General features: G+C 59.2%; 14 protein-coding genes and 2 tRNA genes. 11 read left to right on the forward strand and 5 right to left on the reverse strand.

Features of this window, described 5'->3' with window-relative positions; genetic code table 11:
* The first annotated feature begins 96 nt into the window (after positions 1-96).
* Positions 97-717 (forward strand): ParA family protein, encoded by a 621-nt coding sequence (locus ACO1VH_RS07230; protein ID WP_486243835.1) that lies wholly within the window; start codon positions 97-99, stop codon positions 715-717.
* Positions 718-789: 72 nt separating this feature from the next.
* Here the strand turns inward: ACO1VH_RS07230 and panC are convergent, their stop codons facing one another.
* The 3 genes from panC to ACO1VH_RS07245 form a co-directional block, all read right to left on the reverse strand.
* Positions 790-1,629, reverse strand: coding sequence for a pantoate--beta-alanine ligase (gene panC / locus ACO1VH_RS07235; protein ID WP_486243836.1), 840 nt, complete (start codon positions 1,627-1,629; stop codon positions 790-792).
* A gap of 66 nt (positions 1,630-1,695) precedes the next feature.
* Entirely contained in the window at positions 1,696-2,553 is an 858-nt protein-coding gene (locus ACO1VH_RS07240) for a segregation and condensation protein A (protein ID WP_486244225.1), read from the reverse strand.
* A gap of 34 nt (positions 2,554-2,587) precedes the next feature.
* The gene (locus ACO1VH_RS07245; RefSeq protein WP_486243837.1) at positions 2,588-2,797 is read right to left on the reverse strand and encodes a DUF3460 family protein; all 210 of its coding nucleotides are present in this window, start codon (positions 2,795-2,797) and stop codon (positions 2,588-2,590) included.
* 130 nt (positions 2,798-2,927) lie between these two features.
* Here ACO1VH_RS07245 and bamE point away from each other — a divergent pair, with 130 nt between their 5' ends.
* Positions 2,928-3,422, forward strand: coding sequence for an outer membrane protein assembly factor BamE domain-containing protein (bamE, locus tag ACO1VH_RS07250; protein WP_486243838.1), 495 nt, complete (start codon positions 2,928-2,930; stop codon positions 3,420-3,422).
* Positions 3,423-3,458: 36 nt separating this feature from the next.
* Here bamE and ACO1VH_RS07255 read toward each other — a convergent pair whose 3' ends face one another.
* Together ACO1VH_RS07255 and metG are read right to left on the reverse strand one after the other, a co-directional pair.
* Complete coding sequence (locus ACO1VH_RS07255) at positions 3,459-3,938, reverse strand: GNAT family N-acetyltransferase (RefSeq protein ID WP_486243839.1); 480 nt, start codon at positions 3,936-3,938, stop codon at positions 3,459-3,461.
* Positions 3,939-3,967: 29 nt separating this feature from the next.
* On the reverse strand, positions 3,968-6,088 hold the full coding sequence (gene metG / locus ACO1VH_RS07260; RefSeq protein ID WP_486243840.1) for a methionine--tRNA ligase: 2,121 nt from the start codon (positions 6,086-6,088) through the stop codon (positions 3,968-3,970).
* Between the two features lie 205 nt (positions 6,089-6,293).
* Here metG and gltX point away from each other — a divergent pair, with 205 nt between their 5' ends.
* The 9 genes from gltX (at position 6,294) to ACO1VH_RS07305 (ending at position 13,491) form a co-directional block, all read left to right on the forward strand.
* On the forward strand, positions 6,294-7,685 hold the full coding sequence (gltX, locus tag ACO1VH_RS07265) for a glutamate--tRNA ligase (protein ID WP_486243841.1): 1,392 nt from the start codon (positions 6,294-6,296) through the stop codon (positions 7,683-7,685).
* A 65-nt stretch (positions 7,686-7,750) separates the two neighbouring features.
* Positions 7,751-7,826: transfer RNA gene (locus ACO1VH_RS07270), tRNA-Ala, on the forward strand.
* 37 nt (positions 7,827-7,863) lie between these two features.
* Positions 7,864-7,939 (forward strand) — tRNA-Glu (locus ACO1VH_RS07275).
* 335 nt (positions 7,940-8,274) lie between these two features.
* Complete coding sequence (pilV, locus tag ACO1VH_RS07280) at positions 8,275-8,859, forward strand: type IV pilus modification protein PilV (RefSeq protein WP_486243842.1); 585 nt, start codon at positions 8,275-8,277, stop codon at positions 8,857-8,859.
* Positions 8,856-9,833, forward strand: coding sequence for a PilW family protein (locus ACO1VH_RS07285; protein ID WP_486243843.1), 978 nt, complete (start codon positions 8,856-8,858; stop codon positions 9,831-9,833). The genes pilV and ACO1VH_RS07285 overlap by 4 nt, the downstream gene beginning before the upstream one ends.
* Positions 9,830-10,471, forward strand: a complete 642-nt coding sequence (locus tag ACO1VH_RS07290) for a pilus assembly PilX family protein (RefSeq protein ID WP_486243844.1) — start codon at positions 9,830-9,832, stop codon at positions 10,469-10,471. The genes ACO1VH_RS07285 and ACO1VH_RS07290 overlap by 4 nt, the downstream gene beginning before the upstream one ends.
* Complete coding sequence (locus ACO1VH_RS07295; protein ID WP_486243845.1) at positions 10,468-12,483, forward strand: pilus assembly protein; 2,016 nt, start codon at positions 10,468-10,470, stop codon at positions 12,481-12,483. Before ACO1VH_RS07290 ends, ACO1VH_RS07295 begins: the two co-directional genes overlap by 4 nt.
* Positions 12,484-12,493: 10 nt before the next feature.
* On the forward strand, positions 12,494-12,937 hold the full coding sequence (locus ACO1VH_RS07300; protein ID WP_486243846.1) for a type IV pilin protein: 444 nt from the start codon (positions 12,494-12,496) through the stop codon (positions 12,935-12,937).
* 5 nt (positions 12,938-12,942) lie between these two features.
* Positions 12,943-13,491 (forward strand): GspH/FimT family pseudopilin, encoded by a 549-nt coding sequence (locus tag ACO1VH_RS07305; protein WP_486243847.1) that lies wholly within the window; start codon positions 12,943-12,945, stop codon positions 13,489-13,491.
* The last annotated feature ends 13 nt before the right edge of the window (positions 13,492-13,504 follow it).

The following is a 13,504-nucleotide window of genomic DNA, read 5'->3' on the forward strand; positions in this document are numbered from 1 at the left end:
TGCCGTCGTCCGGCGGCACATGCTATTCTTGCCTTTCTGCAATTGCGGCCCGCCCGGGCTGCGTCGTTTTCGCTGATCGTGCAAAGGGAGAATGCCATGCCAGTCATCGTCATCGCCAACCCGAAGGGCGGCGTCGGCAAGAGTACGCTTGCCACCAATCTTGCCGGCTATTTCGCCTCGCAAGGGCACAAGGTCATGCTCGGCGATACCGACGTGCAGCAATCGTCGCGTGCATGGCTGAAGCTGCGTTCGCCGGCGTTACCGGCCATTCAGGCATGGGAAATCGAGGACGGCCATGTCGCCAAGCCGCCCAAGGGCACGACGCACATCGTGCTGGACACGCCCGCCGGTTTCGGCGGCAAGCGTTTCGAGAAAGTGATGGACATCGCCGACAAGGTCATCGTGCCGCTGCAGCCGTCGATGTTCGATATTCTTGCAACGCAGGATTTCCTGCAGAAGCTGGCCGATCGCAAGCAGAAGGACAAGGTCGATGTCGGCGTACTGGGCATGCGCGTCGACGTGCGTACGCGTGCTTCGGAGCAGTTGGCAAATTATGTCGAAGGACTAGGTCTGCCGGTGCTGGGCTTCCTGCGCAGCACGCAGAATTACGTACAACTGGCCGCCAACGGCGCGACGCTGTGGGATGTGGCGCCGGGCCGCGTCGAAAGGGATAGGGAACAGTGGCAGGATATCCTGCGCTGGGTGGGCGGCAAATGAACGTTGCCTGATCGGATAAAAAATGCCGCAACAAAGTGCGGCATTTTTTTCGTCCGGACGAGTGACGGAAGATCAGATTTCCAGATTGTCGATCAGACGTGTGCTGCCCAGTTTGGCCGCAGCAAGCACGACGAGTTTTTCTCCCTGCGCCATGTCGCCAGCGGCCGGCGGCTGCAGATTGGATTGCTTGCGGATCGATACATAATCCGGTTTCCAGTTGCGCTGCGTCAGTTCGGCCATGGCCTTGCGCTCCAGCTCGGACACATCCAGATGGCCGCTGCGGACTTCGTTGGCGACTTCGTTCAGCACGCGGTACAGCGTCGGCGCTTCGGTGCGTTCGTCGGCAGACAGGTAGCTGTTGCGCGACGACAGCGCCAGTCCGTCTTCCGCGCGGAAAGTTTCGGCAGCAATGATCTCGGTCGGCAGCGCGAACTGCTTGGACATGTTGCGCACGATCATCAGCTGCTGGTAATCCTTCTTGCCGAACACGGCCACGCGCGGCTGTACGCAGGAGAGCAGCTTCAGCACCACGGTCGTCACGCCGGTGAAGAAGCCGGGGCGGAATTCGCCTTCCAGCGTATTGCCCAGATCGTCGGGCGGCCGCACGCGGTATTCCTGCGGCTCTGGATACATGTCCTTCTCGGTTGGCGCAAACAGGATGTAGACGCCTTCCTTTTCGAGCTTTTCGACATCGGCCTGGAAGGTACGCGGGTATTTGTCGAAGTCCTCGTTCGGCCCGAACTGCAGGCGGTTGACGAAAATCGATGCGACGACCGGATCGCCGTGCTTGCGCGCGAGCTTCATCAGCGACAGATGGCCGTCGTGCAGATTGCCCATGGTCGGCACGAAAGCGGTACGCAACTGGCCGCGCAAGTGATCGCGCAATTCCTCGATCGAAGAGATGATTTTCATAAACCTGCCTTGATTACCTTGATAGAGCGCATGCGCCGTCGGCGCGATATGTCGAGTGGGAAGGGATCAGGTCGGCGCGTAGGCCAGACGGACGTAGATGGGAGCGAAGGGTTCTGCCTGCGTGATCTCGATCAGCGTTTCCTTGCCGAGCTCCAGCAGTGCGACGAAGTTGACGACGACGACCGGCACGCCACGCGACGGATCGAACAGATCGGTGAATTCGACGAACTTGCTGGTCTGCAGCCGGCGCAGGATGGATGTCATGTGCTCGCGCACCGACAGTTCTTCGCGCGTGATCGTGTGATGCGCAGTCAGCTTGGCGCGGCGCAGCACGTCGGCCCACGCGGCCTGCAGGTCGTTCATGTTGACCTCGGGCCAGCGCACCACGGTGTTCTGTTCGATGTAGACCTGCGTGCGCACGTAGTCGCGGCCGAGCTGCGGCAGTGCGTCCAAATGCTGTGATGCCAGCTTCATCTGTTCGTATTCCAGCAGGCGGCGCACCAGTTCGGCACGCGGATCTTCCGCTTCCTCGCCGGTATCGGCCTTGCGCACCGGTAGCAGCATGCGCGACTTGATTTCGATCAGCATCGCCGCCATCAGCAGATATTCGGCCGCCAGTTCAAGATTACTCATGCGGATCTGCTCGACATACTGCAGGTATTGCAGCGTGACTTGCGCCATCGGGATATCGAGGATGTTGAAGTTCTGCTTGCGGATCAGGTAGAGCAGCAGATCAAGCGGGCCTTCGAAGGCTTCGAGGAAGATTTCGAGCGCATCCGGCGGAATGTACAGGTCGTTCGGCAGCTTGAACAGCGGTTCGCCGTACAGACGAGCAAAGGCGACGCCGTCGATGACGTCCGGTGTCGTGTCCGGCTGGCCGGCGACTTCGATGTCCGGCGCGCTCGAAGGCATCTGCGCCAGCATCGGATGTGCGCCGCTGCGCTCGTCGCTCATCGAATCAGCGGACTTTGTTCTGGTAGACGTAGGCCTGTTGCTTGACGCGCGACGCCTTGTTGCGTTCCATTTGCTCCAGATCGAGCGGCGCCTTGTCCCACAGCAGCGCACGGCCGGCGCGTTGCGAGGCTTCCAGGTTCGGGTTTTTTTCCTTCAGTTCGTTGATGAACTTGGTGATTTCGGATTGATAGTTATAGTGCTGTTTGCTGAACATGGTCGATTTGATAACAGGACGGAAACAGCCGCTATTTTACCTTGTCTTTGCGCCAATCGGACCAGCCGGCAGGTTGCGATGGCAGAGCGATTCGGGCAAATTGACGGCAGTCTCATTCTGCGGAGCTTTCATGAAAAACTTTCTGCGTGCGGTTTTCGGCCTGTTGTGCGGCTTGCTGATGTTCGGTTGCCGGCCAGTCGAGGATTTCGGCCTGGAAAAACTGACGAAGGGTGTTTCCACGGAAGCGGATGTGCGTGCGGCAATGGGCGAACCGGAAGCAGTCTGGCCGCAAGGTGGCGGCGGGCGCACGCTCGAATATCCGAAAGGCCCGGAAGGGCATCGCACCTTCATGATCGAGATCGATGCCGGCGGCACCATGCGCGACTGGCGGCAGGTGCTGACGCCGGAGAATTTCGCCACCGTCGAGGTCGGCATGACGCGCGACGAAGTGCGCCGCAAGCTCGGCAAGCCGCGTACCGTGGTGACGTTTCCGTTGAAGAATGAGGAGGTCTGGGACTGGCGCTATCAGGCTTCGCCGGGAGAGGACAAATTCTTCAACGTGCATTTCGACCGCGGCAGCAATCGCGTCGTGCGGATGTCGGAATCCGAGGAACTGCACGGCTGATTGCCGCGCAATGGCTGGATGGCAGTTCCGTAGTTCTCAGTTCTTCAGGATGCGCCGCATGACGGTCGGCGGCGGGTCCATCGGATTGGCGTGCGCATATTCCAGTTCGGGCGCCTCGCAGAATTCGTAGGCTGCGTAAAGATCGAGCAGGCGGGGCTGGTCGTGGCGTACCGCCAGCCGCAATTCTTCCACTTCATTGACGTAGGCGTGGTGGATGATGGCCTCCACCAATTGCTGCGACAGGTCCAGCCCGCGGTAGGCCGGCAGCACGCCGATGCGCAGCATTTCCCAGATCGCGGGATTGTCCTCTCGCGGCAGCCAGCGCGCGGAGCCGACCGGTTCGCCGTCGACCAGCAGGATGAAGCCGCCGCCATGCAGAAGATGCTGGCTGACCCTGCTTGCCGTCTCGCGATGGCCGCCGGATGTGACGGCCACGCGATTGGCCCAGGCCGCACGCGTCAGGCTGGCGATCAGTTGCGCATCTTCCAGGGTGGCTTCGCGTATCTGGGTCTGCATGATGGCGAACGGTGCGTTTTGCTATCGCTTTACCTGATGCGCATGCCCGGTTCGGCACCGGGCCACGGATTCAGGATGTAGATGCCCGGATTCTGTTTCTCGTCGGGGGCCGATGCGGCCAGCACCATGCCTTCGGAGACACCGAACTTCATCTTGCGCGGCGCAAGGTTGGCGACCAGCACGGTCAGTTTGCCGACCAGGTCTTCCGGCTTGTAGGCCGACTTGATGCCGGAGAAGACGTTGCGCATGCGGCCTTCTCCGACGTCCAGTGTCAGGCGCAGCAGTTTGTCGGAACCTTCGACGTGTTCGCAGTTGACGATCTTCGCGATGCGCAGATCGACCTTGGCGAAATCGTCGATCTTGATTTCGTCGGCCAGCGGTTCGATGCCGGTCGCTGCCGCGGTCGCCGCATTGTCTGCCGTATTTGCCGCAGCATTGGCTGACGGCATTTCGAACAGCGCATCCAGCATTTTCGGTTCGACGCGTGTCATCAGGTGCGCATAAGCATTGACCTGATGATTGTTCGGTAACGGCGTGCCGACGTCGCTCCATTGCAGCGGCGCAATGTTGAGCAAGGCTTCGACTTGTTGAGCGACATTCGGCAGCACCGGCTTCAGATAGATCGTGAGAATACGGAAAGCTTCCAGCAGGCGGCTGCAGACCTGCTGCAGCACTGCATTGTTGGCCGGATCCTTTGCCAGCTCCCACGGCTTGTTGGCATCGACGTAGACGTTGATTGCGTCGCACAGCTCCATGATCGCGCGCAGGGCCTTGCCGTATTCGCGCTGGTCGTAGAACGACTGAATCTCCGGTGCGGCATTGCGCAGCTTCGCGATGAAGGCATCGTCTGCGGTCGCCCAGTCGGTGACGACGCGGCCGTCGAATTTCTTCGTGATGAAGCCGGCGGCGCGGCTGGCGATGTTGACGTACTTGCCGACCAGATCGCTGTTGACCCGCGCGATGAAATCCTCGCGGTTGAAGTCGATGTCCTCGTTGCGCGCGTTCAGCTTGTTGGCAAGGTAGTAGCGCAGCCATTCCGGGTTCATGCCCAGGCTCAGATATTTCAGTGGATCGAGGCCGGTGCCGCGGCTCTTGCTCATCTTCTCACCGTTGTTGACGGTCAGGAAGCCGTGCACGAATACCTTGTTCGGCGTCTTGCGGCCGCTGAAATGCAGCATCGCTGGCCAGAACAGCGTGTGGAAATTGACGATGTCCTTGCCGATGAAGTGAACCTGTTCCAGTTTCGGATCGGCCATGTAGGTGTCATAGCTCTCGCCGCGCTTGTCGAGCAGGTTTTTCAGCGAGGCCAGATAGCCGACCGGCGCGTCCAGCCACACGTAGAAATACTTGCCCGGCGCATCGGGAATTTCGATGCCGAAGTAGGGCGCGTCGCGCGAGATGTCCCAGTCGCTCAGGCCTTCGCTGGTCGAGCCGTCGATGTTGTCGCGTACGGTGAACCATTCCTTGACCTTGTTGGCGACTTCCGGCTGCAGGTGCGGCTTGCCGTCGACGTCGTTGCCGGAAATCCATTCCTCGAGGAAGGCCACGCTGCGTGGGTCGGACAGCATGAAGAAGAAGTGATCCGAATGCTTCAGCACCGGGGTGGCTCCCGTCAATGCCGAGTACGGATTGATCAGGTCGGTCGGCGCATAGACGGCACCGCAGACTTCGCAGTTGTCGCCGTACTGGTCCTGCGCGCCGCATTTCGGACACTGGCCCTTGATGTAGCGATCCGGCAGGAACATGTTCTTTTCCGGATCGTAGAACTGCTCGATCGTGCGCGTCTTGATCAGGCCGTTCTTCTTCAGGTCCAGATAGATCTGTTTGGCGAGCGCGTGGTTTTCCGGCCCGTCGGTCGAATGCCAGTTGTCGAACGTGATGTGAAAACCGTCCAGATACTGCTTGCGGCCGGCGGCGATGTTCGCCACGAACTGCTGCGGCGTCAGGCCGGCTTTTTCCGCCGCGATCATGATCGGCGCGCCGTGTGCATCGTCGGCCCCGACGAAATTCACCTCGTTGCCCTGCATGCGCTGGAAACGGACCCAGATGTCGGCCTGGATGTACTCCATGATGTGACCGATGTGGAAGGCGCCGTTGGCGTAGGGAAGGGCGGTGGTGATGAACAGCTTGCGCGGCGTGGAATTGCTCATAAGGTGATGCTGGACGGAAATTTCGGGGAAAGGCGACATTTTAGCAGTGCTGATGCCGTCGGTTGGTGGCCTCATTGAGATGGCGATCTTAATGAAATACTAAACATCGGGTTTAGTTTTCTAAACAAGTGTTTAGTGAAACGCTAAAATGACGAACTTCCAATGTATTGAGTGACGGCTTTGGCAACAAGGCCGTTTTTATTTCATGACCGTTCGTACCCGTTTTGCTCCCAGCCCGACCGGCTATCTCCACGTTGGCGGCGCGCGCACCGCGCTGTTTTCCTGGGCTTATGCTCGCCACTTCGGCGGCCAATTCATCCTGCGCATCGAGGATACCGATCTTGAACGTTCGACGCCGGAAGCGGTGCAGGCCATCATCGACGGCATGAACTGGCTGGGCCTGCAGCACGACGAAGGTCCGTTCTACCAGATGCAGCGCATGGATCGCTATCGCGAAGTGATCGCGCAGATGCTGGCGGTCGGCTCGGCCTATCACTGCTATTGCACGCCGGAAGAAGTCGAGGCGATGCGCGAGCGTCAGCGTGCCATCGGCGAGAAGCCGCGTTACGACGGCACCTGGCGTCCGGAAGAGGGCAAGACTTTGCCGGCGATACCGGAAGGCCGCAAGCCGGTCGTGCGTTTCCGCAATCCGCTCGACGGTGAAGTGACGTGGAACGACGTCGTCAAAGGTACGATCACGATCGCCAACCGCGAAATGGACGATCTGATCATCGCGCGCAGCGACGGTACGCCGACCTACAATTTCTGCGTCGCCATCGACGACTGGGACATGAAGATCACGCACGTAATCCGCGGTGACGATCACGTCAACAATACGCCGCGCCAGATCAACATCCTGCGCGCGCTCGGTGCGGAACTGCCGCAGTACGGCCATCTGCCGATGATTCACGGCACCGACGGCCAGAAGCTCTCCAAGCGCCACGGCGCCGTCAGCGTGATGGACTATCCGGCGCAGGGCTATCTGCCGGAAGCGATGCTGAACTATCTGGCGCGCCTGGGCTGGAGCCATGGCGACGATGAAATCTTCTCGATCGAACAATTCGTTCAGTGGTTCGATCTTGATCACCTGACGAAATCGCCGGCGCAATTCAATTTCGAGAAATTCGACTGGCTGAACAATCACTATATCAAGCAGGCCGACAACGGCCGTCTTGCCGATATCGCGCGTCCGCTGATGTCCGAGCACGGCGCGCAGTTTGACGGCGCGCCGGAGTTGCCAGCGGTGATCGCACTGATGAAGGACCGCTTCAACACGGTCAACGAATTGGCCGTTGCTGCCATGCTGTTCTATCGCCAGCCTGCGCCGGATGCCGATCTGCTGGCACAACACGTGACCGATGCGATCAAGCCTGCGCTTGCGCAATTCGCGGATCAATTGCAAGCAATCGACTGGAATAAGGAAGCCGTGTCCGCCGCGTTGAAGGAGACATTGGCTGCGCACAAGCTGAAGATGCCGCAACTGGCGATGCCGTTGCGCCTGCTGATCACCGGCCAGTTGCAGACGCCGTCGATCGATGCCGTCATCGCCTTGTTCGATCGCAACGTGGTGTTGGCACGCATCCGGAAATATCTTTGAGAAATTTTTCCAAAGGGTATTTACAAGAGCGAGAAACATCTGCATAATCTCGCTTCTGCACTCGAGGGGGTATAGCTCAGCTGGGAGAGCGCTTGCATGGCATGCAAGAGGTCAGCGGTTCGATCCCGCTTATCTCCACCACCGAAATGCAGTAGGTCAGTAACAAGGACAGTTTTCTGTCCCCTTCGTCTAGAGGCCTAGGACATCACCCTTTCACGGTGAGTACAGGGGTTCGAATCCCCTAGGGGACGCCAAATAAAACGCCACGCAATCGCGTGGCGTTTTTCTTTTCTGCATCGATCTCGCTTCGATTCCGATTCGATTCCCTTTCTCGAACGCATCCTTCCTTTCGCTTCCATCTCCTTCTTGCCGTTGCCCCGATCGTCGATTGGCATCGCGCGACGAAATTCAATTTCGTTCCATTTCAGTTCTGGTTTTGATCGTCCCATATCGATGGGATTGGAAAACGCGCAAGTGATTGCAATAATCGCAACGCTTTTTGTCGGTATGTCCGGCATGGGCCTGGCCGCTGCGATGCACTGTGTTGCGCATGACGGCTTGCATCATGACGTTGCCGGAGATTTTCCACATGCAGGCATCAACAGAAAATGGTTTTTCGCTGATTGAAGTTCTGGTTGCCGTATTCGTTCTGGCAGTCGGCGTGATCGGTGCGGCAGGAATGCAACTGGCCGCCTTGCGTACGTCGCAGCAATCGTCCTTCCAGACACGTGCGTTGCATCTGGCTGCCGAGATGGCCGAGGTCATGCGTGCCAACGTCGGACAGATGAAGCGTGCTGATGCCGTCAATCCCTATCTGCATGTCGATTACCGTTTCTCTGCGACGGCGACTTTGCCGGCTCCCTTGATCAGTTGTTATGGCATCGATGCGCAATGCGATGCGAACGAGTTGGCGCAATTCGAAATCGCCGAATGGCTACGCCGCCTGACGATGGCATTGCCGGGCGCACGCACCAGAATCTGCCGCGATGCAGCTCCCTGGGACGAGGGCGGTCAACGGTTCCGATGGGAGTGTACGGCTGCGCAAGGCCATGCCATTGCATCTATCGTCATCAAGATCGGTTGGCGGGAACGGCATGCCGATGGCCGGCTGCTGCATGAAGACGGCAACGATGCGCCCGGCATCGCATTGCTGGTTGCGCCCTACGCCGAATGAATATCCGTCGTTACTCGCCGGCCCAATCCGGGCTCACGCTGATCGAACTGATGATTGCGATGGCGTTGGGTTTGTTCGTCTTGTTGGCGGCAACCGGCCTGCTGCTGTCCAGCAAGGCCGGCTACACGGTGCAGGATCAGACGGCGCATGTACAGGAGAGCGGCCGTTACGCAATGGAGATTCTGACGCGCGCGATACGTCAGGCCGGCCATGAAGACAGTCGCATGCTGCCGGTAGCGATGACGCAGGAGGCGACGCCGAACGTCATCGGCCTGGATGCGATGACGTTGAAGAAAACCGCTGCCGGTCTGGATGGTGCTTCGGCAAAAGGCGTGGTGAACGGCAGCGATGTGCTGGCATTGCGCTTCTTCGGTGACGGCACGGATGAACAGGACGGCACCATTCTCAATTGCGCAGGATTGCCGGTTGCGGCGGCGGACGTCTCGGACGACGCCGAATCGGGACGCGGCTGGAGTATTTTCTTCGCCGGCGAGGATGCAAAGGGCGAGCCCGAACTACGCTGCAAGTATCGAACGCAAACGGGATGGAATGCCGATGCCATCGTGCGCGGCGTCGAATCCTTTCAGGTGCTGTACGGCGTGGACGCGGATGACGATGGCCTGCCGGATCGGTTCGTGAATGCGGATGCGGTCGATGCACTGGATGGACAATTGCCGCTGAGTGGAGAGAATGCCGTCGCGCGTGCGGCGGATCTGCAGCGCAGGACGCACTGGAAGAAAATTCGTTCGATTCGTATCGCGATTCTGGTGCGCGGCACGCAGCCGGCGCGCGATGACGATCTGTCTGCCGTCTATGAATTGTTCGGCGCGGAATACGCGAATACGTATGCAGAAAGAGATCGCGGGACGCTTGTGAGGGAAGGCGATATTCCACCTGTCGAACGCAACCGGCTCAGAAAAATATTCGAACAGACGATTCAGTTGCGCAATGATGTCGCCGGCGGTGCCGTATGACGAGCGGACCGTACGGTTTTGTTTCGGCCGGCGCAGTGGTGAGAGAATGTGGCGCGACGCTGATTATCGTCCTCTTGTTGTTGATCGTCGTTCTGCTACTGGGCGTGTCTGCATCGCAGATTGCCTTGCAGGGTGAAAAATCTTCGCGCAACAATCGCGATCGCCAGATCGCCTTCCAGGCTGCCGAAGCGGCCTTGCTCGATGCGGAAACCGATATCGAAGCATCGCCCGATGTCTTGCGTTCCCGTAGCCATCTGTTTTCTGCAAGCGGTGTGGAAGGTTTTACGGAAACGGTCGAAGCAAGCTGCGCCAGCGGTGAAAACAATGTCTTCCTCGGCGTGTGCGGATATGCGGGAGAAGACGAGCCGGCATGGCGCTACGCCGATTTCTTGATAGCCGACATGGCATCGGTGCAGTCGGTGCCTTACGGTCGATTCACCGGACAAACCTTTCCGGCAGGTGTCGGGCCGCTGCCGGCCAGATTGCCGCGCTACGTCATCGAAGTGCTGCCGTATCGGAAATCGGGAGCTGCGGCTGATGACACGCAGCACGTTTACCGGATCACGGCCGTTGGTTTCGGCGTTCGCGAAACCACGCAAGTGGCCTTGCAGACCGTTTATCGCAAGGCAAGTCGATGAAGAACTTACTGTTGCTGCTTCCGATGACGATTGCGTTGACGCTGAAGACGGCAGTCGCGGCGCTGCCGTCGGTCGAACTGCAGAACGTGCCCTTGCATCGGCTGTCGTGTCCGTCCTCCACGGCTGGCAACTGGGTGGAGACGACTTCCGTACAGTCGAATGATGATGAGGCAGCGATCGTCTATCAAACCGGATATCGTCCTGCAACGGGAGCCGGCAGTCTGAAGAAACGATGGGCCAGCAGCCGGACGGAATTCGAATGGGATGCCGGCGGGCTGCTGAATGTCCGTACATCGGCACGCAGGCTATGGAGCGCGAGCCGCGAAGGCGGCAGCCATCGCGGCATGCCGTTTGAATGGGCATCGCTGGATGCGGAACAGCGGCTTGCGTTGAATCGTTCGCCTGTCGACGGCAGCGACGACGGACTGGGGGCAAAGCGGCTGGCGTATCTGCGCGGCGTGCGAACGGGCGAGACGAATCTGTTTCCGGTACGGGAACGCTTGCTGGCGGCGATCGTGCATGGTGTTCCCGTGGTTGCCGGACGGTCTTTCGCCGCGACGGACGATTATCGTTCGATTGTTTATGCTGGCGCCAGTGACGGCATGCTTCATGCATTCGACGCGAGAGATGGCAGTGAGGTGTTCGCTTACCTTCCGCGTGCCGTTTTCGATCGGTTGCCGTCGCTGACGCAAGCCGGCAATGCGGAAGGTCTGCCCATCGATGGCGGGATTGCGGTCAGCGATGTGCAGACGGGTGATCGCTGGCGCAACGTTCTGGTGGCCGGCATCGGAAGAGGTGCGCAAGGCGTCTTCGCACTCGATATTTCGACGCCAGATAGTTTTGATGGCAACGACGTGCTGTGGGAATTCACCGATGCGGACGATGCCGATATCGGCAATGTGATCGGCACGCCGCTTATCGCGAAATTCAGAACAGGGCTTGCACGTGGCGTGCCGCAGTATCGTTATTTCGCGGTAGTACCGGGCGGAGTCAACAATCACATTGCTGATGGCGACGGGCGGTTCAAGCCGGCAGGTAAAGCGGCGCTGTTCCTGCTGGCGCTGGACAAGCCGGCGGCGGAGCCGTGGCAAGCCGACACCAACTATTTCAAGTTTGTATTGCCAACATCCGATGCCAGTCGCGCGAACGGTATCGTCGAATTGGCGATGAGCACATTGCCCGATGGTTCGGCCAGCGTCGCATACGCGGGCGATTTGCTCGGCAATCTGTGGCGATTCGATTTCGACGGCAATGTGCTGGACGATCGATCTCCACAGTTGCTGTTCGTCGCGCGCGATGCCGCCGGCAATCGCCAGCCGATCACGCAACGGCCGCGTATCGTGTTCGCGCCTGAGCGCGGTTACATGGTGCTGTTCGGCACCGGCAAATATCTGGAAAGGCGCGATCTGGATCACGGTGCGTATGCGCCGCAATCGTTCTACGCCATATGGGATCGCGATGGTGCGCGGATCAACGGTCGCGGAGCGTTGGTCGCACGGATTGTGCAGCCGCAGGGCAGCGATGGTCGATACACGGTCGACGGAGAAGCCTTGATGTACGTGCCGGCCGGCAAGCGAGGCTGGTATCTGGATTTCCCGCAATCGGAACGCACCGGCGAGCGCAGCATTGCATCGGCAACCATGCTCGATACGCAGCTCATGTTCGGCACGCTGATTCCAGCTTCATCGGCATGCGTGCCTCCTCTCGGACACATCTATTTGCTTGATGCGCTAACCGGTCTTCCTGTTTCGGCGCATTTCGATGCTGTTTTGTCAGAAGCGAGTTTCCCAGGCATCCCGCCGCCGTTTTTCGTCATGCCGGTCGAAACGAGTGAACGCGATGCTACCGGTAAGCGACGCGTCGTTACGCGTTTGAGAAGGACAAAAGCGGAGAAAGCGAATTCGGATACGAATGCGCCGTCGGACGAAACGATCGTTGAAGCGGTGACGACGGCAGGCCGTCTCAGCTGGCGGGAAATCATCGATTGGCAGGAATTGCGTAGTGAAAGATAAGGAGACGAAGATGCGAACGATGAGGATGTATGGCTTTACCGCGGTCGAACTGATGGTCGTACTGATCGTCATGGCGATCCTGGCGGCGATCGCCTTTCCTTCCTATCAGGAGTCCGTGCTAAAGACCAAGCGCGTCGAAGGCAAGTCTGCCTTGATGCGAATTATGCAGCAGCAGGAGCGCTATTATTCGATGCATGCGCGCTATCTGGTTTTCTCGGCAGCATCGAATGATGAGGCGCGGGGTTTTCGCTGGTATTCCGGCGACAATCCGCAGGCCAGCCTGTATGAAATCAGCGCGCAGGCGTGCGAAGGTAAAGACATTCGCGATTGCGTGAAGCTGAAGGCCGTGCCCGGCACGCAGAACGTCAATCCGGATTACAGCGATCTCGCATGCGGCACGCTGGTGCTGACCAGCGAAGGGAACAAGTCTGCCAATGCGGATCATTGCTGGTGATGCAGATGCGGTCGCACAATTGTCGTCTCCATCGCCATACTGCCGGTTTTACGGCCATCGAATTGATCGCAATCGTGACGATCGTCGGTATTCTGCTGGCCGTCGCCATTCCATCTTTCCAGTCGCTGATCCAGCGTCAACGCTTGACGACCGCGGCCAATGCCTTGTTCATGGCCGTCAACCTGACGCGTTCGGAAGCGATACAGCGCGGCACGCGCGTCGATCTGGTACCGGCGGGAGGCGGTCATTCGTGGAACGATGGTTGGGTGATCTTCGTCGATACCAACGGCAATCGGCATCCGGACGCCGGCGAGACTATCGTTTTCATGCATGATCCGGTCGATCGCGATCTGCGCATCACGCCCCGCTTCACCGATTCGAAAGTACAATATATCGCGTTCAACGGCAGCGGCCGCACGCGTACCAACGCCAGCCGGCATACGTCGCAATCGGGGCACTGGCTGCTGGAACTGGGCACGCAATCGCGCAAGATCGTCATCAATTTTCTTGGTCGGCCGCGCGTCTGCGATCCGCAGTCTGCCGCCGGTTGCTGATGCGGGCAGCTTC

The organism is Oxalicibacterium sp. (assembly GCF_057353965.1).

Bases quoted from the DNA above. Each gene is read 5' to 3' on its own strand.
- metG (WP_486243840.1), bottom strand. From the start codon at position 6,088: ATGAGCAATTCCACGCCGCGCAAGCTGTTCATCACCACCGCCCTTCCC.
- ACO1VH_RS07240 (WP_486244225.1), bottom strand. From the start codon at position 2,553: ATGCTGGCGCAGATGCCTTCGAGCGCGCCGGACATCGAAGTCGCCGGC.
- ACO1VH_RS07300 (WP_486243846.1), top strand. From the start codon at position 12,494: ATGCGAACGATGAGGATGTATGGCTTTACCGCGGTCGAACTGATGGTC.
- panC (WP_486243836.1), bottom strand. From the start codon at position 1,629: ATGAAAATCATCTCTTCGATCGAGGAATTGCGCGATCACTTGCGCGGC.
- ACO1VH_RS07285 (WP_486243843.1), top strand. From the start codon at position 8,856: ATGAATATCCGTCGTTACTCGCCGGCCCAATCCGGGCTCACGCTGATC.
- ACO1VH_RS07295 (WP_486243845.1), top strand. From the start codon at position 10,468: ATGAAGAACTTACTGTTGCTGCTTCCGATGACGATTGCGTTGACGCTG.
- ACO1VH_RS07245 (WP_486243837.1), bottom strand. From the start codon at position 2,797: ATGTTCAGCAAACAGCACTATAACTATCAATCCGAAATCACCAAGTTC.
- pilV (WP_486243842.1), top strand. From the start codon at position 8,275: ATGCAGGCATCAACAGAAAATGGTTTTTCGCTGATTGAAGTTCTGGTT.
- ACO1VH_RS07230 (WP_486243835.1), top strand. From the start codon at position 97: ATGCCAGTCATCGTCATCGCCAACCCGAAGGGCGGCGTCGGCAAGAGT.
- gltX (WP_486243841.1), top strand. From the start codon at position 6,294: ATGACCGTTCGTACCCGTTTTGCTCCCAGCCCGACCGGCTATCTCCAC.
- ACO1VH_RS07305 (WP_486243847.1), top strand. From the start codon at position 12,943: ATGCGGTCGCACAATTGTCGTCTCCATCGCCATACTGCCGGTTTTACG.
- ACO1VH_RS07290 (WP_486243844.1), top strand. From the start codon at position 9,830: ATGACGAGCGGACCGTACGGTTTTGTTTCGGCCGGCGCAGTGGTGAGA.
- ACO1VH_RS07255 (WP_486243839.1), bottom strand. From the start codon at position 3,938: ATGCAGACCCAGATACGCGAAGCCACCCTGGAAGATGCGCAACTGATC.
- bamE (WP_486243838.1), top strand. From the start codon at position 2,928: ATGAAAAACTTTCTGCGTGCGGTTTTCGGCCTGTTGTGCGGCTTGCTG.